Here is a 23,058-nt window from a genome sequence, read left to right as displayed (position 1 = left end):
ACCCAGCGCGGACTATGCTTTTGCATACGATGAACAAAATTTTGGAAAGCTATGTCCAGATTCTTCTTTAATGACCGCAAACAGCTGGTCAACGACGCCATTGAAGGCATACTGATCTCCGCGCCGCACGGTAATCTCGTCAAACTCGATATCGATCCGGCCATCCGCGTGGTTGCCCGTAGCGACTGGGATAAAAGCCGTGTAGCGGTGATCTCGGGCGGGGGTTCCGGGCATGAACCGGCTCACGCAGGGTTTGTTGGTAAAGGGATGTTGACCGCTGCTGTTTGCGGCGATCTGTTTGCGTCTCCGAGCGTTGATGCGGTGCTCAATGCCATAGTTGCGGTAACGGGTGACCGCGGCTGTTTGCTGATCGTCAAAAATTATACCGGCGACCGTTTAAACTTCGGGCTGGCGGCGGAAAAAGCCAAACGCTACGGATTGAAGGTGGAGATGGTTATTGTTGCCGATGATATTGCGCTGCCGGATAACAAACAGCCGCGCGGCATTGCAGGGACGGCATTGGTTCACAAAATCGCCGGGTACGCCGCTGAAAAAGGCAAGTCGTTGAGTGAAGTGCGGGATATTGCGCAACAGGCCTGCGAGAACCTGTGGAGTCTCGGCGTGGCGATGCAAACCTGTAATTTGCCAGGCAGCGACGACGAAGGGCGCATTAAAAAAGGGCATGTCGAGCTGGGGTTAGGTATCCACGGGGAGCCGGGGGCTTCGGTGGTGGAGACGCAAAACAGCAAAGCCATTATCGACACGCTCGTCACACCATTAAAAGCGCAGGCGGGCGACGGGCGGTTCGCGGTGCTGATTAACAACCTTGGCGGCGTGTCGGCGCTGGAGATGGCTCTGCTGACCAAAGAGCTGGCGCATTCTGCGCTGAAAGAGAGCATTGCGTATCTCATTGGTCCCGCGCCGCTGGTGAGTTCGCTGGACATGAAAGGTTTTTCATTGTCTTTGCTCAGGTTGAACGAAACGTTTGAGCGGGCGATTAACGAGCCGGTCGAAACCATTGGCTGGCAGAAGCCGGTGGTGTTTGCGCCTTTGCGCACGCTGGCGCATAGCGCTATTCAGGATAGCGTGGAGTTTGCTCCATCGGAAAATGAGCAAGTCGCGGGGCTGGTGGCCGCTGCCACCCAGACGCTAATCGATCTGGAGAATCGCCTCAACGCCCTTGATGCGAAAGTGGGGGACGGAGATACCGGTTCGACCTTTGCGCAAGGTGCGCGCGAAATTGCGCAGCGCCTGGAGGAAAAGCAGCTCCCGTTGAACGACGTCTCCAGATTGCTTTTACTGACAGGCGAGCGGCTGGCGACGGTGATGGGAGGATCGAGCGGAGTGCTGATGTCGATCTTCTTTACCGCGGCCGGGCAGCATCTTCATGAGGGCAAGCCGCTGGCAGATGCTTTACTGAGAGGGCTTGCACAAATGAAGCAGTACGGCGGAGCGGATCTCGGCGATCGGACGCTGATTGATGCGCTACAGCCCGCGCTGGAATCCTTGCAGAAAGGGGATATTCAGGCAGCCGCGCAGGCGGCGAAAAAAGGCGCGGAAGCGACCGCCAGCATGCAAAAAGCGGGAGCAGGGCGCTCGTCGTACGTGAATAAAGAGAATCTGGACGGCGTAACTGACCCCGGAGCGGTGGCTGTTGCAGAGGTCTTTGCGGCAATGGCAAAAGCAAAACGGTAACAGATGTTACCGTTTTATCGTGTTTTCACCCTCTCCCATCAGGAGAGGGTTTAAGTGAGGCGTCAGGCCACACTTATCCAGGAAACAGATATCAGAAGTCGGCTTTCAACACTACGCGGTAGCGCGCTTTGCCATCGCGAACGTGCTGGATGGCTTCGTTGATTTTTGACATCGGATACAGCTCGGTGGTTGGAGCCACTTTGGTGCGACCGGCAAACTTCATCAGTTTGCGCAGTTCAAACGGCGTGCCGGTGGCTGAACCGGAAACACTACGATCGCCGCCAATCAAGGTGAAGGCCGGAACCGGCAGCGGCTTGAGCACCGCACCGACGGTGTGGAAATTACCGCCATAGGCCAGTGCTTCAAAGTACGGCTGCCAGTCGAGATCGACGTTAACGGTGTTAATGATCAAATCAAACTGACCGGCCAGCGCTTTCAGTGCTTCCGGATCGCGGCTGTTCACCACTTTGTCGGCACCCATCGCCAGCACTTCTTTCTCTTTAGCCGGATTAGAACTGAATGCCGTCACCTCGCAGCCCATAGCATGCAGCAGCTTGATGGCGATATGACCCAGACCGCCGATACCGATCACACCCACGCGGCTGGTGGCGGTGACATGATGCATCAGCAACGGTTTAAAGACGGTAATACCGCCGCAGAGCAGCGGGCCTGCCGATTCGATATCAATGCTTTCCGGTAACGGAATGACCCACTGCCAGTCGGCGCGGAGTTTGTCGGCGAAACCGCCTTTGTTAAGGATGGTGGGAACAGCGCCTTCCAGGCAGTTGATCTGATTGCCGCTGATACAGGCGTCGCAATGGCCGCAGCTGCGGGCGGTCCAGCCGATGCCAACGCGCTGGCCAACTTTCAGCCCTTTATCCTGGGCGGCGGTTCCCAGCGCTGCAACACGTCCAATCACTTCGTGTCCGGCAACCAGCGGGTAGCTGGATATGCCCCATTCGTTATCGATCATCGACAGGTCTGAGTGGCAGATCCCGCAATAATCGACCTGTACTTCGACGTCTCCTGCTTTCAGCTCGCCCGCATCGTATTCATGCAGTTCAAGTTCTGCACCTGCCTGCGGCGCGGCATAGCTTTTAATCTTCGACATCGTTTTTCCCCCGTTTTGGTGTGAACTGAGAGTGTAGAGCATTCAGTTTACAGTCGCTTAACAGAAGAGGGCAGGAAGCGGATTTACAGACTTTTCAACATTCTGACTTCGCAATCAATGTGCCCGGTACAGCCCAGCGGCGCATCAATGTGCTCGAAACCCAGATGTTCATATAATCCAATCGCTTCTTTCAGAAAGGCGGTTGTTTCGAGGTAACAGCGCTTAAAGCCCTGCGAGCGTGCATGATCGAGAGCGAGAAGCGCGAGCTTTTTTGCCAGACCTTGTCCACGCACCGTCGACAGAAAGTACATTTTTTGCAGTTCACAGATATCGGGTTCGCTGCAGCTCAGAGGCGCCACGCCGCCTCCGCCCACGACTTTGCCGTTTTGCTCAATCACCCAGTAGGCATGGCCCGGTTGGCTGTAGAGCTGAAACAGTTCGTCCAGATTGGGATCGGCAACGGTGTAGCCTTTATCGGCCGTCAGACCATACTCCGCAGAGACTTCACGGATCACGGTGGCGATGGCTGGGTTGTCTTGCTCTGTGATCCGGCGCATGACCGCAGCGACGGGGGTAATCACGCTCATAGCATTACTCATGACAAAAATTGACACACAACTGGTGTTAATAGCACCGCAGAAAAGGGAGTGCAAGCGAGGATATTTCAGGGAGGATACCCCTTGCCTGCGAACAGGCAAGGGGCAGAGGCATTACAGCGCGGCGATAACAGCCTGCTGTTCGATCAGTTTCGCTTTAGCATCAGCGAAAGCAACCAGTCTTTCACGCTCTTTAGCGATAACCGCTTCCGGTGCGCGAGCCACAAAGCCTTCGTTCGCCAGCTTGCTTTCGATTTTTCCAATCTCCAGCTCGACTTTAGCCACTTCTTTCGCCAGACGCGCCAGCTCAGATTCTTTGTCGATCAGACCCGCCATCGGGATCAGCAGCTCGGCGCCGTCGATGATTTTGGTCACGGATACCGGACCTTTATCATCGGCTGGCAGCACCGTGATGCTTTCCAGACGCGCCATGGTTTGCAGGAAGCTGCGGTTCTCGTTAACACGACGAACAGCCGCTTCACTGCAACCGCGCAGCAGCAGTTCCAGCGGTTTGCCTGGTGAGAGGTTCATTTCTGCACGAATATTACGTGCAGCCACGATCGCCTGTTTCAGCCATTCGGTATCAGAAGCAGCCGCTTCATCGACCTGCGCCGCATCGAATTCCGGGAACGGCTGAAGCATGATGGTATCGGCGGTGATACCTTTGATCACTTTCACACGCTGCCAGATAGTTTCGGTGATGAATGGAATGATCGGGTGCGCCAGGCGCAGCAGACCTTCCAGAACCGTGATCAGCGTGTTGCGCGTACCGCGCAGTTCCGCTTCATTGCTACCGTTCATCACCGGCTTGGTCAGCTCCAGATACCAGTCGCAGAACTGGTTCCAGGTGAACTCATACAGAATGCCTGCCGCGATGTCGAAGCGATAGGTGTCCAGCGCTTCACGGTACGCTTTGATGGTCTGGTTGAATTCCGCCAGAATCCAGCGGTCCGCCAGCGACAGCGTCATCTCACCGCCGTTAAAGCCGCAATCCTGGTCTTCGGTGTTCATCAGCACAAAGCGGCTGGCGTTCCACAGCTTGTTACAGAAGTTGCGGTAACCTTCCAGACGTTTCATATCCCAGTTGATGTCACGGCCAGTCGAGGCCAGTGCCGCCAGGGTGAAACGCAGAGCGTCTGTGCCGTGTGGCTCAATGCCGTCCGGGAACTGTTTCTCGGTACGTTTACGGATTTTTTCAGCCAGCTGCGGCTGCATCATGTTGCCGGTACGTTTCTCCAGCAGGTCTGCCAGGGAAATACCATCCACCATATCCAGCGGGTCGATAACGTTACCCTTGGATTTGGACATTTTCTGGCCTTCATCGTCACGAATCAGACCGGTCATATAGACGGTTTTAAACGGAACCTGCGGCTTGCCGTTTTCATCTTTGATGAAGTGCATGGTCATCATGATCATGCGGGCAATCCAGAAGAAGATGATGTCGAAGCCGGATACCATCACGCTGGTTGGGTGGAACTGGCGCAGTGCGTCAGTGTTTTCCGGCCAGCCGAGCGTAGAGAACGTCCACAGCGCAGAAGAGAACCAGGTGTCCAGAACGTCGTCGTCCTGACGCAGTGCTACGTCAGCCCCCAGATTGTTCTCCTGGCGCACTTCCTCTTCGGTACGGCCAACAAAGACGTTGCCGTCGTTGTCATACCACGCCGGAATACGGTGACCCCACCACAGCTGACGAGAGATACACCAGTCCTGGATATCACGCATCCAGGAGAAGTACATGTTTTCGTACTGTTTTGGCACAAACTGAATGTCGCCGTTTTCGACGGCTTCAACGGCCGGTTTTGCCAGCACGTCGGCACGCACGTACCACTGGTCGGTCAGCATCGGTTCGATGACCACGCCGCCGCGATCGCCGTAAGGGACGGTCAGGTCGTGAGGTTTGATCTCTTCCAGCAGGCCAAGGGCGTCGATGGCTGCCACAACCGCTTTACGCGCAGCAAAACGTTCCAGTTTCTGGAATTCAGCCGGGATCTCGCTGGAGTAGACGTCGGACTCTTCGCCTTTGGTGTCGTACACTTCCGCGCTTTCACGGATATCGCCGTCAAAGGTCAGAATATTAATCATCGGCAAAGCGTGACGACGACCCACTTCATAGTCGTTGAAATCGTGCGCCGGGGTGATTTTCACACAGCCGGTGCCTTTTTCCATGTCGGCGTGTTCGTCGCCAAGGATTGGAATACGGCGGTTCACCAGCGGCAGAACCACGAATTTACCGATCAGATCTTTATAGCGTGGATCTTCCGGGTTTACGGCAACGCCGGTATCGCCCAGCAGGGTTTCCGGACGCGTGGTCGCCACCACCAGATAATCTTTACCGTCTGCCGTTTTTGCGCCATCAGCCAGCGGATAGCGGATATGCCACATGGAGCCTTTAGACTCGCGGTTTTCCACTTCCAGATCGGAGATTGCCGTACGCAGTTTGGGATCCCAGTTCACCAGGCGTTTGCCACGGTAAATCAGATCTTCTTTGTACAGACGAACGAACACTTCTTTCACGGCGTTGGAAAGGCCTTCGTCCATGGTGAAGCGCTCGCGCTCCCAGTCCACGGAGTTGCCGAGACGGCGCATCTGACGGGTAATCGTGCCGCCAGATTCTGCTTTCCACTGCCAAATTTTGTCGATGAAGGCGTCGCGACCGTAGTCGTGGCGGGTTTTACCTTCTTCAGCGGCAATCTTACGCTCAACCACCATTTGGGTCGCAATACCCGCATGGTCAGTCCCAGCCTGCCACAGGGTGTTTTTGCCCTGCATGCGCTGGTAACGGATCATGGTATCCATGATGGTTTGCTGGAAAGCATGACCCATATGCAAACTGCCGGTGACGTTCGGCGGCGGGATCATGATGCAGAAGGACTCTTTGCTTTCATCGCCATTAGGCTTGAAATAGCCCTGCTCTTCCCAGTGCTCGTAAAGCGGCTGTTCGATATCTCGTGGGTTGTATGTCTTTTCCATTATTTCCAGGTTGCCGTATTCAGGTTAAAACCAGCCAGGCGGTACGCTTTATAGCGTTCGCGCGCCAGTTGTTTCAGAGAATCTTCATGAGGGACAAAGTCTACCACTTCTGTGAAAGCGGTGGCAAAATCTGCAAAGCCTGTGCGCAGGCTGATCAGAATATCGCGAGCGCTGCTGTTGCGCTTTTGCGGCCAGGCAATTTCCACTGGCGCGCCGCCGCGCGGCCCTTCTCCCGACAAATTGTGCGGAACAAAACTTTCTGGCGGTCTTGCCCACAGTGCTTCATCGAGGCGAATGGCTTGCTGTTCGTCTTCACAGGCAATCAGCACGCGTTTTCCGTTGCGCCAACGTTCTGCGGCAATTTCACACACCAGTTGTTCGACGGCACTTAAGCCATCCTGTTGAGTGTCGTTGTCCAGAAGATAGAACGTCGCGTTTTTCATGATATGGGGCTTCTTGTGGTGGATTTCATCCCCCGCGATCGGGGGACAGATTCCCTCCCCCGTGGGAGAGGGAATTCAGTGATTACTCTTCGCCGTTAAAGCCGGCGCGGTTGAGCAGGAACTGTGACAGCAAAGCGACGGGACGACCGGTTGCGCCTTTGGCTTTACCGGAGCGCCATGCGGTACCCGCGATATCGAGGTGCGCCCAGTTATACTTACGCGTAAAGCGCGCCAGGAAACAACCTGCGGTAATCGCGCCACCAGGGCGGCCGCCGATATTAGCCATATCCGCGAAGTTAGACTCCAGCTGTTCCTGATACTCATCGCCCAACGGCAGACGCCAAGCGCGGTCGCCGGCCTGTTCTGATGCGCCGATCAGCTCATGGGCCAACGGGTTATGGTTCGACATCAGGCCAGTGATGTGATGACCCAGGGCGATCACGCACGCACCCGTTAAGGTAGCGACGTCGATAACGGCTTCAGGCTCGAAACGCTCCACGTAAGTCAGGACGTCACACAGCACCAGACGGCCTTCCGCATCGGTATTCAACACTTCGACAGTCTGACCGGACATGGTGGTCAATACATCCCCCGGACGATAAGCGCGACCGCCCGGCATGTTTTCACAGCCCGCCAGGACGCCGATGACGTTTATCGGCAATTGCAGCTCGGCCACCATGCGCATGACGCCGTAGACCGCCGCTGCGCCGCACATGTCGTATTTCATCTCGTCCATGCCTTCGGCAGGCTTGATGGAGATACCGCCGGAGTCAAAGGTTAACCCTTTGCCGACCAGTACGATTGGGCGCGCATCTTCAGACGGATTTCCTTTGTACTCAATGACCGACATCAGTGATTCGTTCTGGGAACCGTTGCCGACTGCGAGGTATGAGTGCATTCCCAGCTCTTTCATCTGCTGTTCGCCGATGACGCGGGTAACGACATTTTTGCTGTAGGAATCAGCGAGTTGACGCGCCTGAGAGGCCAGGTAACCGGCGTTACAGATGTTCGGCGGCATGTTGCCAAGATCTTTTGCCGCTTTGATACCGGCGGCAATCGCCAGACCGTGCTGAATGGCGCGCTCACCGATGGTCAGTTCGCGGCGGGTCGGGACGTTAAAGACCATTTTACGCAGCGGACGACGCGGTTCGCTTTTGTTGGTCTTCAGCTGATCAAAGCTGTAGAGGCTCTCTTTTGCTGTCTCAACGGCCTGGCGCACTTTCCAGTAGGTATTGCGGCCTTTAACGTGGAGCTCGGTCAGGAAACAAACCGCTTCCATTGAGCCTGTATCATTCAGAGTATTGATAGTTTTCTGAATGACCTGCTTGTACTGGCGCTCATCAAGCTCACGCTCTTTACCGCAACCAATCAGCAGAATACGTTCGGACAGCACGTTTGGAACATGGTGCAGTAACAGCGTCTGCCCAGGTTTGCCTTCCAGTTCGCCACGGCGTAACAGGGCGCTGATATAGCCGTCACTGATTTTATCGAGTTGTTCGGCGATTGGGGAGAGTCGGCGTGGTTCAAAGACGCCCACAACGATGCAGGCACTCCGCTGTTTCTCCGGGCTACCGCTTTTTACACTGAACTCCATGCACTACGCTCCTGAATCTTAAAGACAACGACGGCTGCTACGGATAGAATTGAAACCTTTCGTAACTCATGTCCGCTGTTGTGGTGACTTCGTGTTAATCTTACGTTACTACGGTTTCGACACGTCAAAAAATTTCCTGAAGCGCGACGCCGCCGGGTTTTTTAATCTTAGCGATGATTTCGACGACTCAAGAGAATAAATGACGTTTAAGCCATGAAACAAGCAATTTTCCAGCAAAGAGACGGGTTTTTACGGGCGTATTTAAAGTGATAATCATAAGATATCTGGTGCGGGAAACGCTTAAGAGCCAACTGGCGATCCTTTTCATTCTGCTTCTGATCTTTTTCTGTCAGAAGTTAGTGAGGATCCTCGGTGCGGCTGTTGACGGCGAAATCCCAACAAATCTGGTGCTTTCTCTGCTCGGATTAGGCGTGCCAGAAATGGCGCAGCTTATTCTGCCGCTGAGCCTTTTCCTCGGCCTGCTGATGACGCTCGGGAAACTCTATACCGAAAGTGAAATCACGGTAATGCATGCCTGCGGCTTAAGTAAAGCCGTGTTGGTTAAAGCTGCGATGGTGCTGGCGTTATTGACGGGTATCGTCGCGGCGGTGAACGTCATGTGGGCGGGGCCGTGGTCATCCAGACATCAGGATGAAGTGTTGGCCGAAGCCAAAGCGAACCCCGGCATGGCGGCGCTTGCGCAAGGTCAGTTCCAGCAGGCAACTGACGGCAGCTCGGTGCTCTTTATTGAGAGCGTAGACGGCAGCAGTTTCAACGATGTTTTCCTGGCGCAGATCCGCACCAAAGGCAATGCGCGTCCGTCTGTTGTGGTGGCTGACTCCGGCCAGCTTTCACAGCGTAAAGATGGCTCGCAGATTGTGACGCTCAACAAAGGCACTCGTTTTGAAGGCACGGCGATGCTGCGCGATTTCCGTATCACGGATTTCCAGAACTATCAGGCGATTGTCGGGCATCAGAATGTTGCACTTGATGCCAATGATACCGAACAGATGGACATGCGTACGCTGATCAAAACGGACACCAATCGTGCCCGGGCGGAATTACACTGGCGCCTGACTCTGGTGTTTACCGTATTTATGATGGCGTTGATGGTCGTTCCGCTGAGCGTGGTTAACCCACGTCAGGGGCGTGTGCTGTCGATGCTGCCTGCAATGCTGCTCTATCTGGTCTTCTTCCTGCTGCAAACGTCTATCAAGTCTAACGGTGGAAAAGGCAAAATCGATCCGATGATTTGGACATGGGTAGTCAACGGCCTGTACCTGTTGCTGGCTCTGATGTTAAACCTGTGGGATACCGTGCCGATGCGTCGTGTGCGTGCCCGTTTTACGCGTAAAGGAGCGGTGTAATGCAGGCGTTTCGCGTTCTAGACCGCTATATCGGTAAAACCATTTTTACCACCATCATGATGACGTTGTTCATGCTGGTGTCGCTCTCCGGCATTATTAAATTCGTCGACCAGCTGAAAAAAGCCGGGCAGGGGAGCTATGACGCGTTGGGGGCGGGGATGTATACCATTCTCAGCGTGCCAAAAGATGTGCAGATTTTCTTCCCGATGGCCGCGCTGCTCGGTGCATTGCTGGGTCTGGGCATGCTGGCCCAGCGCAGTGAGTTGGTGGTCATGCAGGCCTCGGGCTTCACCCGCATGCAGGTTGCACTGTCAGTGATGAAAACGGCGATCCCGCTGGTGATTCTGACCATGGCCATTGGCGAGTGGGTCGCACCGCAGGGAGAGCAGATGGCGCGTAATTATCGTGCGCAGGCCATGTACGGCGGATCGCTGATGTCTACCCAGCAAGGTTTGTGGGCGAAAGATGGTAACAACTTCGTCTATATCGAACGTGTGAAGGGCGATGATGAGCTGGGCGGCGTCAGTATCTATAGCTTTAATGATGATCGTCGTTTGCAGTCCGTTCGCTATGCTGCCTCTGCGAAGTTTGACCCGGCTAATAAACTCTGGCGCCTGTCGCAGGTTGACGAATCGAACCTGAAAGATCCGAAGCAAATTACCGGCTCTCAGACCGTTTCGGGTACCTGGAAGACCAATCTGACGCCGGACAAATTAGGCGTGGTTGCGCTGGATCCCGATGCGTTGTCGATCAGCGGTTTGCACAACTATGTTAAGTATCTGAAATCGAGTGGCCAGGATGCCGGTCGTTATCAGCTCAACATGTGGAGCAAAATATTCCAGCCGATGTCTGTGGCGGTCATGATGCTGATGGCGCTGTCGTTTATCTTTGGTCCGCTGCGCAGCGTGCCGATGGGCGTGCGCGTGGTCACGGGTATCAGCTTTGGTTTTGTCTTCTACGTGCTTGACCAGATTTTTGGCCCGCTCACGTTGGTGTATGGGATCCCGCCGCTCATTGGCGCCCTGTTGCCAAGCGCTTCGTTCTTCCTGATAAGCCTCTGGTTGCTTCTCAGACGCTCCTGATCGTCCCTGTTCCTCACTCCCGCGCTGCCGGGAGTGAGGCTAATCTCCTGTTTCACACCGCACTTTTTCACACAACCTTCAACGCCTTGCCCGGAATTTGAGTATTATTGAGCGATGAAGTCGTGAAGGGATCCCCTATGAAGCAAATTCGAATGCTTGCGCAGTATTACGTCGATCTGATGATGAAGCTCGGCCTGGTTCGTTTCTCACTGCTGTTGGCCCTGGCGCTGGTGGTGCTGGCGATTGTCGTGCAAATGGCCGTCACTATGGTTCTCCATGGGCAGGTTGAAAGTATCGACGTTATCCGCTCGATCTTTTTCGGCCTGTTGATTACCCCGTGGGCTGTCTATTTTCTCTCTGTCGTGGTGGAACAACTGGAAGAGTCGCGCCAGCGGCTCTCCCGTCTGGTGCAGAAACTGGAGGAGATGCGCGAGCGCGACCTGAAACTTAACATACAGCTGAAGGACAACATCGCGCAGCTGAATCAGGAGATCTCGGATCGTGAAAAAGCGGAGGCCGAACGCCAGACCACGCTTGAGCAGCTGAAAATCGAGATGAAAGAGCGTGAAGTCACCCAGATCCAGCTAGAGCAGCAATCCTCTTTCCTGCGATCTTTTCTCGATGCCTCGCCTGATTTGGTTTTCTACCGTAACGAAGATAAAGAATTTTCGGGCTGTAACCGCGCGATGGAGCTGCTGACCGGGAAAAGCGAAAAACAGCTGATTCACCTCAAACCGCAGGATGTCTACTCGGAAGAAGCGGCGGCCAAGGTGATTGAAACCGATGAAAAAGTGTTCCGCCATAATGTCTCACTCACTTACGAACAGTGGCTGGACTATCCGGACGGACGCAAAGCCTGCTTCGAAATCCGTAAAGTGCCTTATTACGATCGCGTTGGGAAACGCCACGGCCTGATGGGCTTTGGGCGTGATATTACCGAGCGTAAGCGCTATCAGGACGCGCTGGAGCGCGCCAGCCGGGATAAGACGACATTCATCTCCACCATCAGCCACGAACTGCGTACGCCGCTGAACGGCATCGTGGGCCTGAGCCGCATTCTGCTGGACACCGAACTCACTTCCGAGCAAGAAAAATACCTCAAAACTATCCATGTTTCCGCCGTGACGCTCGGCAATATCTTCAACGATATTATTGATATGGATAAGATGGAGCGGCGTAAAGTTCAGCTGGATAATCAGCCCGTGGATTTCACCGGCTTCCTCGCCGATCTGGAGAATCTGTCCGGCCTGCAGGCGCAGCAAAAAGGGCTACGATTTGTGCTGGAGCCGACACTTCCTCTGCCGCATAAAGTGGTAACGGACGGTACGCGTCTGCGCCAGATCCTCTGGAATCTGATCAGTAATGCCGTCAAGTTTACCCAGCATGGCGCAGTGGTTGTGCGTATTCGCTTTGATGAAGGCGATATGTTGCACTTTGAGGTGGAAGATTCTGGCATCGGCATCCCGCAGGAAGAGCAGGATAAGATCTTCGCCATGTATTACCAGGTGAAAGACAGTAACGGCGGCAAACCGGCCACTGGGACCGGGATTGGTCTGGCGGTATCGCGCCGTCTGGCGAAGAGTATGGGCGGTGATATCACCGTGGCCAGCCAACAAGGTAAAGGCTCAACGTTTACGCTGACAGTGCATGCTCCGGCAGTGGCGGAAGAAGTCGAAGATACGTTTGAGAACGACGAACTGCCGCTGCCTGCGCTGCATGTGCTGCTGGTAGAAGATATTGAGTTGAACGTCATTGTTGCCCGTTCGGTTCTGGAAAAACTGGGTAACAGCGTCGATGTCGCCATGACGGGGACGGCCGCGCTGGAGATGTTTACCCCTGGAGAATATGACCTCGTTCTGCTGGATATTCAGCTGCCGGATATGACCGGGCTGGATATCTCTCGTGAACTCACCCGCCGTTATACCCGCGATGAGATGCCGCCGCTGGTGGCTCTCACCGCGAACGTATTGAAGGATAAAAAAGAGTACCTCGATGCCGGTATGGACGATGTGCTTAGCAAACCGCTGGCGGTTCCCGCTCTGACCGCCATGATTAAAAAGTTCTGGGATACCAGTGATGAAGAGGAATGCACCATGACATCTGTTGATAGCGCGAAGGCACAAGCTATTCTGGATATTGCCATGCTTGAGCAGTATATCGAGCTGGTGGGGCCGAAACTGATTACTGATGGTCTGGCCGTATTTGAAAAAATGATGCCAGGTTATGTAAGTGTGCTGGAATCGAATCTGACCGCTCGCGATCAGAAAGGCATAGTCGAAGAAGGCCACAAAATTAAAGGTGCTGCAGGCTCGATTGGTTTGCGTCACTTACAACAGCTCGGTCAGCAGATCCAGTCTTCGGATTTACCGGCGTGGTGGGACAACGTGGGTGAATGGGTTGAGGAGATGAAACAAGAGTGGCAGAACGATGTGGACGTGCTTAAGGCGTGGGTGGACAGCACAAAAAAATGACCCCGGCTTAACCGGGGTGCGCGAATACTGCGCCAACACCAGGGAAATCGTGGCCGCGCCTGATTATTTGTGTTGTTCTCGCATGGACGCAGCCTAAAAATTAAGGCCGTAAGCAGTTAAGATAGCAAATCTTAAACGATTTGTTACATGAATCAGTGAAATGTGTGAAGCATAGCGTTTTAATCAGAATTATTAATGTGCTTCAGAGAGTTGGAAAGAAGGAACGGTTAATGAAAAAGGTTGGTATTGTACTCAGCGGATGTGGCGTCTATGACGGTACGGAGATTCATGAGTCCGTTCTGACGCTGCTGGCGCTGGCGAAACAGGGCGCAGAAGTCGTCTGTTTCGCACCGGATAAAAATCAGGTGGATGTCATCAATCATCTCACCGGCGAGCCGATGGCTGAAACCCGCAATGTGCTTATTGAATCGGCTCGCATTACGCGTGGCGCGGTGACCCCGCTGGCACAGGCGAATGCCGATGAGCTGGATGCGCTGATTGTTCCCGGCGGTTTTGGGGCGGCGAAAAATCTGAGCAGCTTTGCCAGCCTTGGCAGCGAGTGTCGGGTTGACCCGACGCTGAAAGATCTGGTTCAGCGTATGCACAGCGCGGGAAAACCGCTGGGCTTTATGTGCATTGCGCCCGCCATGCTCCCTAAAATCTTTGATTTTCCGCTGCGCCTGACCATCGGGACGGATATTGATACGGCAGAGGTGATCGAAGAGATGGGTGGCGAGCATGTGCCTTGCCCTGTGGATGATATCGTCGTGGATGAAGACAACAAAATTGTCACCACTCCTGCCTATATGCTGGCGCAAAACATCGCTGAAGCCGCGGCCGGAATCGAGAAGCTGGTTGATCGCGTGCTGGTGCTGACTCTGTGAGTAAGAAAAACGCGACGCCTGTCGCCTGGGCGAAGCGCATTTTGCTTCGCATCATTCTGGTGCTGATGGTTTTCTGGGGAGGCGGCATTGCGGTGTTTAGCATTCTCCCCGTACCATTTTCTGCGGTGATGGTGGAGCGGCAGATCGGCGCATGGTTGACCGGTAATTTCAGCTACGTGGCACATTCTGACTGGGTGAGCATGGATGAGATTTCACCGTGGATGGGGCTGGCGGTGATTGCCGCAGAAGATCAGAAATTCCCGGACCACTGGGGTTTTGACGTCACGGCGATTGAGAAAGCGCTGGCCCACAATGAACGCAACGAGAATCGCGTTCGCGGAGCGTCAACTCTTTCCCAGCAGACGGCAAAAAATCTTTTTTTGTGGGATGGACGAAGCTGGGTGAGAAAAGGGCTGGAAGCGGGCCTGACGTTAGGCATGGAGACGGTCTGGAGTAAAAAACGCATCCTGACGGTCTATCTGAATGTTGCTGAGTTTGGTGAGGGCGTGTTTGGTGTTGAGGCGGCAGCTCAGCGCTATTTCCATAAACCGGCCAGCCGTTTGACGCTTTCAGAAGCGGCACTGCTGGCGGCCGTATTACCCAACCCGATTCGGTTTAAAGCGGATGCGCCGTCTGGATATGTCCGCAGCCGCCAGGCGTGGATTATGCGCCAGATGCGCCAGCTTGGCGGGGAAGGATTTATGACGAGAAATAAATTGTATTAGATGAGGACTTAGTCCTCATCAAAGCCGGCATTAAACAGCGCGACGACCGCTTCCAGCGCTTCGACCTCTTGCGGACCCGTCGCTTCGACTTCAATCTGTCGGCCTTTGGCGGAATCCAGCATCAACAAAGCGATGACGCTATTGGCTTCGGCTTCGGTGCCTTCGTCGTTTCGCAGCAGCACTTCTGCATCAAATCCCTGCATCAGTTCAAACAGTTTCATCGCCGGGCGTGCGTGCATGCCCAGCTTGTTGGTGATTTCAACGGTATGTTTTACGGTCATGTTTTACGTTTTTCCAGCGTGCGATGACGAGACTGAACGTTTTTACCGCGTGAGCGGAAATAATCGGCCAGCTGTTCGGCAATATACACCGAACGATGTTTACCACCGGTACACCCAATCGCGACGGTCAGATAGCTGCGGTTGTTGGTTTCCAGCATAGGTAACCATAGCTCAAGGTAGCTTCGCGTCTGGTAAATAAAATTGTGAACTTCTGTGTGTCTGTCGAGGAATGCGGCGACGGGCTTGTCCAGACCGGTCATTGGACGCAGTTTCGGGTCCCAGTGCGGATTGGGCAGGAAGCGCACGTCGAAAACATAATCCGCATCAATCGGAATACCGTGTTTGAAACCAAAGGATTCGAACACCATGGTCAGCTCGCGCTCGCGTTTACCCAGCAGGCGTGTGCGCAGCATTTCTGCCAGTTCATGAACGGACATTTCGGAGGTATCGACGATCAAATCCGCACGGGAACGCAGCGGTTCCAGCAAATCGCTCTCTTCATCGATGGCGCTCTCCAGCGATAAATTCTTGCTGGAAAGAGGGTGCAGACGACGGGTATCGCTGTAGCGGCGGATCAGGGTATTGCGATCGGCATCAAGGAACAGCAGCTGAGGCGTAAAGGTCTCAGGCAGACTGTTCATCGCCTGTTCAAAGATCTCCGGGGATTCCGGCATGTTGCGCACGTCGATACTTACCGCAGCAGAAATTTGCCTGTCGGCCAGCGTACGCGCCAGGTCGGGCAGCAGTACCACCGGAAGGTTATCTACGCAGTAAAATCCCATATCTTCGAGCGCCCGGAGAGCAACGGATTTTCCCGAACCCGAACGACCGCTGACGATCATCAGCACCATGTTCCGTTTCTCCTCACGACGACAGATGTGAAGGCTATCTCCTGGTTACGCATCATCGTGATGGCCTTCCGCTTCGGTGATAATTTGATACAGCTCCTCATCACTTTGGGCTGCGCGCAGGCGGCGGCAAATCGTTTTATCCGCCAGACGTTTAGCGACCAGCGAAAGCGTATGCAAATGGGTTTTCGTCTGGTCAGCGGGCACCAGCAGAGCAAACAGCAGATCCACAGGCTGATTATCAATCGCATCAAAGGCGATAGGCGTTTCGAGCTGCACGAAAACACCAACGGCACGTAAGGTGTCTTCTTCCAGTTTGCCATGCGGAATGGCAATGCCGTTGCCGATACCGGTACTGCCCATTTTTTCGCGGGTCAGAATCGCTTCAAACACCACCTGGGGCGGCAGGCCTAACTGTTTTGCGGCCAGTTCACTGATGATTTCCAGAGCACGTTTTTTGCTCTGACAGTGAACGCCACTGCGGGTACATTCCTGGTTAAGGACATTACTCAATTGAAGAGCCGAATCGTTGTTCATCATAATTTCACCTAAGCGCTAACCGTACAAATGGCCTGTTGTGTTTCACAACAGGCCGTCCTGCACCCGTTAACTGCCCGGACAATTAGTGTTGTTTCAGTTTATCTTTATGTTTATTAAGCTGTCGTGCCAGCTTGTCAATCAAGCCGTCGATAGCCGCGTACATGTCTTGCCCTTCCGCACTGGCATGGATTTCACCCCCGTTGATGTGCAGGGTTGCGTCCGAGATATGAGTCACTTTCTCCACTTTTAACACAATGTAGACCTGATTGATCCTCTCGAAATATTGCTCCAGCTTAGCGAATTTTGTATTCACAAAATCGCGTAACGCTTCGGTGATTTCGACGTTGTGTCCTGTGATGTTGAGCTGCATAGTGTCTTCCTTATCGGTTGTGTCAAACCAGTTGTTTACGCTGGTTAGACGGCGGAATGGATAAAGACTCTCGATACTTCGCAACAGTACGACGTGCCACCATAATACCCTGGTCGGACAGCATGGTGGTTAACTTACTGTCACTCAGTGGCTTCGCGGGATTTTCCGCGGCGATCAACTTCTTCACCAGTGCGCGGATCGCCGTTGACGAGGCTTCGCCGCCGCCCTCGGTATTCACATGGCTGGAGAAGAAATACTTAAGCTCAAAAATACCGCGCGGACTGTGCAGATACTTCTGCGTGGTCACGCGGGAGATAGTGGATTCATGCATCTCGACGGCCTGGGCAATATCGGCCAGCACCATCGGTTTCATAAACTCGTCACCTTTTTCAAAAAAGGCCTGCTGCTGCTCAACAATGCAGCGGCTGACGCGCAGTAATGTATCATTGCGGCTCTCCAGGCTTTTTATCAGCCATCGCGCTTCCTGAAGATTGCTACGAATATACTGGTTGTCGGAATCATTGCGCACACTGGTGCACATAGAGGCGTATTGCTGATTGATTTGCAGGCGGGGAATGCTGTCGGAATTGAGCTCAACGCTCCAGCGGCCGTTATGCTTTCTCACCAATACGTCAGGAATAACGTATTCGGGTTCGCTGGTCTGGATCGATTGCCCAGGGCGCGGATCGAGCGATTGAATCAGATTGACCGCTTCTTTCAGCACATCTTCTTTGAGCCGGGTCACGCGCATTAGCGTTCGGAAATCGTGGTTCGCCAGCAGATCGAGGTGATCGCTAATGATCAAGCGTGCTTCATCGATCCAGGGAGTCTCTTTCGCGAATTGCGAAAGCTGGATCAGCAGGCAGTCGCGCAGATCTTTCGCCGCAACGCCAACAGGATCAAAGCGCTGAATGCGTTTAAGTACGGCTTCTATTTCATCAAGATCGACTTCGCCATCACCGATGCTTTCGAGGATATCGTCCAGCGATACGGTCAAATAGCCGGTGTCGTCAACCGCATCGACAATCGAGGTTGCGATCGCGCGATCGGTTTCGGTAAAAGGCGTCAGCTCTACCTGCCACATCAGGTAATCCTGAAGCGACTGCGTGGTTTCACCCTGATAAACCGGTAACTCGTCATCCTGATAGTCGGCACGCGTCCCGGACGGCGTTCCGGCGGTGTAGATTTCATCCCAGCTGGCATCTAACGGCAGCTCATCCGGCATCTCTTTTTGTTCAAGAGCGTCAGCCGTATCGAGCGCTTCAGTATCCTGTTTTTCCTGGGTATCTACCTCGTCATGAAGATCGGTTTGCTCCAGCAGCGGGTTGCTATCCAGGGCTTGCTGGAGTTCCTGCTGGAGTTCTAACGTGGACAGTTGCAACAGACGAATCGCCTGTTGTAGCTGTGGCGTCATTGCCAACTGCTGGCTGAGCCTTAATTGCAAACCTTGCTTCATGTTCAGAGCGTTTTTCTCCGGTTATACCCGTCATACTTCAAACTGCATGTGCGGTGACTGCGCTCACTCATCCCAGCCACTTACTGAGGTAAGCTCCAGGGACTCACTTATTTGCCGTCTGCCTGCCGCTCGACTTATTCAAAGTATATGCGTGACTTAACCTCTACCCTATCAGAGTCTGAAGTCTTCCCCAAGGTACACGCGCTTCACTTGCTCATCTTCAAGGATTTGCTGTGGGGTTCCGTGGGCGATTAAATGGCCCTGGCTGACGATATAAGCGCGTTCGCAGACGGCCAGTGTTTCACGCACGTTGTGGTCCGTGATGAGGACACCGAGGCCGCTGTCGCGCAGATGCTCGATAATACGTTTGATGTCGATAACAGAAATCGGGTCGACGCCTGCAAATGGCTCATCCAGAAGAATAAATTTCGGATTTGCTGCAAGAGCGCGGGCGATCTCTACGCGGCGGCGTTCACCACCGGAAAGCGACTGGCCCATGCTGTCGCGCAGATGCTCAATATGGAACTCTTCCATCAGCTCATTAGCACGATCCTGGCGCTGTTCGGCGGTCAAATCGTCACGGATTTGCAGAACAGCCATCAGATTGTCGAACACGCTCAGGCGGCGGAAAATAGAGGCTTCCTGCGGCAGGTAGCCAATTCCACGACGCGCGCGGGCGTGCAGCGGCAGAATACTGATGTCTTCGTCATCAATGATAATGTTACCGGCATCGCGCGCGACAATCCCGACCACCATGTAGAAGGTGGTTGTTTTGCCCGCGCCGTTAGGACCCAACAGGCCAACGATTTCGCCGGATTTGACGGTCAGACTGACATCTTCCACTACGCGACGGCCTTTGTAGGCTTTGGCGAGGTTCTTTGCAGTTAATGTTGCCATAACGAATTAGTTACTCTTTTTCTGTGCCGGAGCCTGGTCTTTGCCTTTGTCCTGCAGCTGAGACGGAACCAGAACGGTGGTGACGCGCTTGCCTTTCTCGCTGGAAGCCTGCATTTTTTGCTCTTTCACCAGGTAAGTGATTTTGTCACCGGTGATGTTGCTGTCCAGCTGCTCCAGATAGGCATTGCCGGTCAGAATGACCAGATCCTTCGCCAGTTCATAGTGCATATGAGACGCACGGCCTTTCACTGGCTTACCGTTGTCCTGCATCTGGTAGAAGGTGGCAGGATTGCCGTAGCCATCAATGATCTCTTTGCCTTGCTCGCCGCCCGGACGGGTGACAACCACTTTGTCGGCATTGATTTTGATTGTGCCCTGAGTCATCACAACATTGCCCGTGAAGGTCACAACGTTGCCCTGCATATCAAGCGACTGAGTATCAGATTCGATATGAATGGGCTGCTCAGTATCGCCCGTCACAGCAAGCGCAGGGAGACTGGCGGCCAGCAGCGCGCTGGCGATGATAAAATTAAGGCTGAGTTTGTTTGTTTTGAATTTCATAGGAGGTTCTAACCTTTTCAATCAGCTCGGCGTTTTTGCTGCGTAAGTTTCCGCGCATTCTCAGACCGCTGGAATTAAATGTTGTCCCGTATAACGTGACCAGATCTTGTGAAGTGACATCCTGGGTGACCAGGTTGATCTGGGCATTATCCGTCGTAATTTTGCGCAGTTGAGAGTCAGCGGTCAGAGCGTTGACTTCAACATGACCATACAGATAAAGCATACGGTCATTCGTCAATTTTGCTCTGTCAGATTTAATCGACCACGTCGGCACTTTGTTGGTATCAAATGTGGTCATGACCGGCTGAGTAAACCACGAGATACCTTCCTCGGAAAAATATTCAACATGCTGGGCGATCAGGCGATAATTCAGGGCACCTTCCGGGCTGTAAACCACCGTGTCGCTGTGATCGCTCTTGTATGTTGGATCGCTCGCATTGGTCACATCGGCTGGCGCGTCGTCCTGGTCTGCGAGATTCACACCAATCAGCACCAGTACGGCCAGTGAAAGCAGAATGATAACCCAACGTCTGGTTTTACTCATATCGATTGCCCTTTGGCCTCATCAAGCTTGCCCTGCGCCAGCAATAACAGGTCGCACACCTCACGCACGGCACCGCGGCCACCGTTGATCCGGGTGACATAGTCAGCGCGCGGGATCAGCAGCGGATGCGCATCGGCAACGGCGATACTCAACCCCACCTCTGCCATAACCGGCCAGTCAATAAGATCGTCGCCAACATAGGCAACATTTTCAGGGGAAATAGCCAGTTTCGCCAGTAAATCCCGGAAGGCCACTCGTTTGTCTGATTGGCCCTGATAAAGATGGGTAATACCCAACGTCGCACAGCGATCTTCTACCAGTTTAGCCTTACGTCCGGTGATGATTGCCACTTCGATGCCTGAAGTGAGCGCACAACGAATGCCATAGCCGTCGCGTACGTTAAACGCTTTCAGCTCTTCGCCATTGTTGCCCATAAAAATCAAACCATCGGACAGTACACCGTCGACGTCCAAAATCAGCAGACGAACGTTTTCCGCCTGCGCCATTATTTGCGTGCTTACCGGACCATAACAGGTTGCAAGGGATGCACCCGCATTACTCATTGTCTTATCCTTCATTACACTACGCCTGCGCGCAGGAGATCATGCATATGTACCACACCCAGCAGTTGGTCGCCATCTGCAACCATGGCCGAGGTAATATGACGGGACTGCATCAGGTTTAAAACTTCCACCGCCAGCGTACCCGGACGCACCCGGATCCCGCCTGGCGTCATGACGTCAGCAATACCTAAATGGCGTACGTCAACGCCCATATCAAATACGCGGCGTAAATCACCGTCGGTGAATATGCCTTCGATCTTCATCTGTTCGTCGCAAATCACCGTCATGCCGAGATTTTTACGAGTGATTTCCAGCAAGGCATCCCGCAGTGAGGCCTCTTTGCTGACGTGGGGAATTTCCTCCCCGGTGTGCATTATATCGTTAACCCGCAGTAACAGTTTACGTCCCAACGCACCGCCTGGGTGTGAAAGGGCGAAATCTTCCGGGGTAAAACCGCGGGCTTCAAGCAGCGCAACGGCCAGGGCATCACCCATGACCAGCGCAGCAGTGGTGCTGGAGGTCGGTGCCAGGCCAAGCGGGCAAGCCTCTTTTGGCACTTTCACGCACAAATGAATATCGGCCGCCCGGGCCATGCTGCTTTCCGGGCGACTGGTCATGCATATGAGCTGAACCTGTAGCCGCTTCAGCACGGGGATGAGGGCCAGGATCTCGTTGGACTCACCGGAGTTGGAGAGTGCAATAACGACATCCTGCGGCGTCACCATCCCCAGGTCGCCATGAGCGGCTTCACCCGGATGGACAAAAAATGATGGGGTTCCGGTGCTGGCGAAAGTCGCGGCCATTTTACGGCCAATGTGACCCGATTTCCCCATGCCCATCACCACAACTTTGCCCGCGCAAGAGAATATTTTCGCACACGCCTGGCTAAAATCCTGATTAATGTATTGATCTAACTGCGCCAGACCTTCACGTTCAATCTCCAGAACTTCTTTGCCTGCTTTCTGAAAGTCAAAATCCGGCTGCAATTCTAATGGCGACATAATGCGTTTCCGATTACCCAGAGAGAAGAGGCGATAGCCAGTAAAGCATCGCCATCCATACGATAAATCCACCCGTCAGCAGGGCGCCTGTTCCTTTGCCTGTTTGCTGTTTTCGCCGCCAGCAGAGCAGGGCGAAAATAACGCTGACTAACAGCATCACACCGTAATCGCGGGAGAAGGCCAGTGGGTTAAATGCTCCTGGCGCAATCAGTGCGGGTAAACCCATGACGATAGCGATGTTGAAGATGTTCGAGCCAATGATATTGCCAATCGCAATATCATCTTCACCTTTCCGTGCCCCCGCTAACGCGGTAGCCAGTTCCGGCAAACTGGTGCCGATAGCAATCACCGTCAGGCCAATCGTCAGCTCGCTCATAGCGAAGTAATTTGCCAGCACGGTGGCGTTATCAATCACCATTCTGGTGGCCATCGGCATGATGATCAGCGCCACCCCCAGCCATAGCAGCGCAACGGGCAGGGTGCCTTCCCGTGGCAGCTCTGCAACTTGTTCCCGCGTCAGGCTGTCGTTACCCTGTTTTTCCGCCAGACGAGCAATTTTTACGATATAGATAAGCCAAATGATCGCCAGCGCCAGTAATAAAATTCCGTCGTCGATCGTCAGTTGCCCATCATAAAGTACATAGCCCGCAAGCAGGGTAACAATTAACATTAGCGGCAATTCGCGGCGCAGAACATCAGAATGCACGCGAAATGGATGCAGTAGCGCCGCAAGGCCAAGGATCAGTAAAATATTGACAATATTAGAGCCAATTGCCGTCCCAATAGCGAGATCGATCTGACCGTTGAGCGACGCGGAAACGGAGACAATAATTTCCGGAAGCGATGTTCCGACGCTAACCACCGTCATTCCGATGATCAGAGGCGGCATGCCAAAGAGCCTGCAAAGGATTGATGCTGCGAAAACCAAACGGTCAGCACTGTAGACCACCAGAAGTAAACCAATTATTAACAGTGCCGTTGCTAAAAGCATCAAAAATCCTTTATTCAGGTATACTCGCCGGTCCACCGAGAATGAATCTCTGGCGCGGCACGTAGTCT

22 protein-coding genes are annotated in these 23,058 nt (G+C 53.8%); 6 read left to right on the top strand and 16 right to left on the bottom strand.

Features of this window, described 5'->3' with window-relative positions; translation table 11 throughout:
- The first annotated feature begins 51 nt into the window (after positions 1-51).
- Complete coding sequence (locus tag SOM82_RS18390; protein ID WP_320460919.1) at positions 52-1,695, top strand: dihydroxyacetone kinase subunit DhaK; 1,644 nt, start codon at positions 52-54, stop codon at positions 1,693-1,695.
- A gap of 91 nt (positions 1,696-1,786) precedes the next feature.
- Here the strand turns inward: SOM82_RS18390 and ahr are convergent, their stop codons facing one another.
- From ahr to pepA, 5 genes are all read right to left on the bottom strand, one after another.
- Entirely contained in the window at positions 1,787-2,806 is a 1,020-nt protein-coding gene (gene ahr / locus SOM82_RS18385; protein WP_154126444.1) for an NADPH-dependent aldehyde reductase Ahr, read from the bottom strand.
- Between the two features lie 83 nt (positions 2,807-2,889).
- Complete coding sequence (locus tag SOM82_RS18380) at positions 2,890-3,393, bottom strand: GNAT family N-acetyltransferase (protein WP_320460918.1); 504 nt, start codon at positions 3,391-3,393, stop codon at positions 2,890-2,892.
- Between the two features lie 123 nt (positions 3,394-3,516).
- On the bottom strand, positions 3,517-6,372 hold the full coding sequence (locus SOM82_RS18375; RefSeq protein WP_320460917.1) for a valine--tRNA ligase: 2,856 nt from the start codon (positions 6,370-6,372) through the stop codon (positions 3,517-3,519).
- Positions 6,372-6,815 carry a DNA polymerase III subunit chi gene (gene holC / locus SOM82_RS18370; RefSeq protein ID WP_154126441.1) on the bottom strand — a complete coding sequence of 148 codons (444 nt, stop codon included), beginning with the start codon at positions 6,813-6,815 and terminating at the stop codon, positions 6,372-6,374. Before holC ends, SOM82_RS18375 begins: the two co-directional genes overlap by 1 nt.
- Before the next feature lie 82 nt (positions 6,816-6,897).
- Entirely contained in the window at positions 6,898-8,409 is a 1,512-nt protein-coding gene (gene pepA / locus SOM82_RS18365; protein ID WP_154126440.1) for a leucyl aminopeptidase, read from the bottom strand.
- A 266-nt stretch (positions 8,410-8,675) separates the two neighbouring features.
- On the opposite strand from pepA, the gene lptF reads away from it, so the two are divergent.
- The 5 genes from lptF to mtgA all read left to right on the top strand — a co-directional run bounded on the left by lptF (position 8,676) and on the right by mtgA (position 14,938).
- Complete coding sequence (gene lptF / locus SOM82_RS18360) at positions 8,676-9,776, top strand: LPS export ABC transporter permease LptF (RefSeq protein WP_320460916.1); 1,101 nt, start codon at positions 8,676-8,678, stop codon at positions 9,774-9,776.
- A complete protein-coding gene (gene lptG / locus SOM82_RS18355; protein ID WP_154126439.1) occupies positions 9,776-10,858 on the top strand; it encodes an LPS export ABC transporter permease LptG in 1,083 nt (360 codons plus the stop codon). Before lptF ends, lptG begins: the two co-directional genes overlap by 1 nt.
- Before the next feature lie 137 nt (positions 10,859-10,995).
- Positions 10,996-13,329 carry an aerobic respiration two-component sensor histidine kinase ArcB gene (gene arcB, locus SOM82_RS18350; protein WP_320460915.1) on the top strand — a complete coding sequence of 778 codons (2,334 nt, stop codon included), beginning with the start codon at positions 10,996-10,998 and terminating at the stop codon, positions 13,327-13,329.
- 230 nt (positions 13,330-13,559) lie between these two features.
- On the top strand, positions 13,560-14,213 hold the full coding sequence (gene elbB, locus SOM82_RS18345; protein ID WP_320460914.1) for an isoprenoid biosynthesis glyoxalase ElbB: 654 nt from the start codon (positions 13,560-13,562) through the stop codon (positions 14,211-14,213).
- Between the two features lie 65 nt (positions 14,214-14,278).
- The gene (mtgA, locus tag SOM82_RS18340; RefSeq protein WP_501083570.1) at positions 14,279-14,938 is read left to right on the top strand and encodes a monofunctional biosynthetic peptidoglycan transglycosylase; all 660 of its coding nucleotides are present in this window, start codon (positions 14,279-14,281) and stop codon (positions 14,936-14,938) included.
- A gap of 8 nt (positions 14,939-14,946) precedes the next feature.
- Here the strand turns inward: mtgA and npr are convergent, their stop codons facing one another.
- The 11 genes from npr to SOM82_RS18285 form a co-directional block, all read right to left on the bottom strand.
- Positions 14,947-15,219 (bottom strand): PTS phosphocarrier protein NPr, encoded by a 273-nt coding sequence (npr, locus tag SOM82_RS18335; protein ID WP_154126436.1) that lies wholly within the window; start codon positions 15,217-15,219, stop codon positions 14,947-14,949.
- Positions 15,216-16,070 carry an RNase adapter RapZ gene (gene rapZ / locus SOM82_RS18330; RefSeq protein WP_320460912.1) on the bottom strand — a complete coding sequence of 285 codons (855 nt, stop codon included), beginning with the start codon at positions 16,068-16,070 and terminating at the stop codon, positions 15,216-15,218. The genes npr and rapZ overlap by 4 nt, the downstream gene beginning before the upstream one ends.
- Before the next feature lie 45 nt (positions 16,071-16,115).
- Positions 16,116-16,607: a PTS IIA-like nitrogen regulatory protein PtsN gene (gene ptsN, locus SOM82_RS18325; protein WP_320460911.1), complete on the bottom strand. Its 492-nt coding sequence runs from the start codon at positions 16,605-16,607 to the stop codon at positions 16,116-16,118.
- A gap of 82 nt (positions 16,608-16,689) precedes the next feature.
- Entirely contained in the window at positions 16,690-16,977 is a 288-nt protein-coding gene (hpf, locus tag SOM82_RS18320; protein WP_095283584.1) for a ribosome hibernation promoting factor, read from the bottom strand.
- A gap of 22 nt (positions 16,978-16,999) precedes the next feature.
- A complete protein-coding gene (gene rpoN, locus SOM82_RS18315) occupies positions 17,000-18,433 on the bottom strand; it encodes an RNA polymerase factor sigma-54 (RefSeq protein WP_320460910.1) in 1,434 nt (477 codons plus the stop codon).
- A gap of 171 nt (positions 18,434-18,604) precedes the next feature.
- Positions 18,605-19,330: an LPS export ABC transporter ATP-binding protein gene (gene lptB, locus SOM82_RS18310; RefSeq protein WP_154126432.1), complete on the bottom strand. Its 726-nt coding sequence runs from the start codon at positions 19,328-19,330 to the stop codon at positions 18,605-18,607.
- A gap of 6 nt (positions 19,331-19,336) precedes the next feature.
- Positions 19,337-19,891, bottom strand: coding sequence for a lipopolysaccharide ABC transporter substrate-binding protein LptA (gene lptA, locus SOM82_RS18305; protein WP_154126431.1), 555 nt, complete (start codon positions 19,889-19,891; stop codon positions 19,337-19,339).
- Positions 19,860-20,435 (bottom strand): LPS export ABC transporter periplasmic protein LptC, encoded by a 576-nt coding sequence (gene lptC / locus SOM82_RS18300; protein WP_154126430.1) that lies wholly within the window; start codon positions 20,433-20,435, stop codon positions 19,860-19,862. The genes lptA and lptC overlap by 32 nt, the downstream gene beginning before the upstream one ends.
- A complete protein-coding gene (kdsC, locus tag SOM82_RS18295) occupies positions 20,432-20,998 on the bottom strand; it encodes a 3-deoxy-manno-octulosonate-8-phosphatase KdsC (RefSeq protein ID WP_154126524.1) in 567 nt (188 codons plus the stop codon). Before kdsC ends, lptC begins: the two co-directional genes overlap by 4 nt.
- 14 nt (positions 20,999-21,012) lie before the next feature.
- Complete coding sequence (gene kdsD, locus SOM82_RS18290) at positions 21,013-21,999, bottom strand: arabinose-5-phosphate isomerase KdsD (protein ID WP_154126429.1); 987 nt, start codon at positions 21,997-21,999, stop codon at positions 21,013-21,015.
- Between the two features lie 13 nt (positions 22,000-22,012).
- Positions 22,013-22,990: a calcium/sodium antiporter gene (locus tag SOM82_RS18285; RefSeq protein WP_320460909.1), complete on the bottom strand. Its 978-nt coding sequence runs from the start codon at positions 22,988-22,990 to the stop codon at positions 22,013-22,015.
- Positions 22,991-23,058 lie beyond the last annotated feature (68 nt).

Origin of the sequence: Lelliottia sp. CFBP8978, assembly GCF_034046055.2 — a bacterium.
Lineage (GTDB): Bacteria > Pseudomonadota > Gammaproteobacteria > Enterobacterales > Enterobacteriaceae > Enterobacter.
Note: the sequence above shows the minus strand (reverse complement) of the source record. Positions and strands in the feature narration are given on the sequence as shown.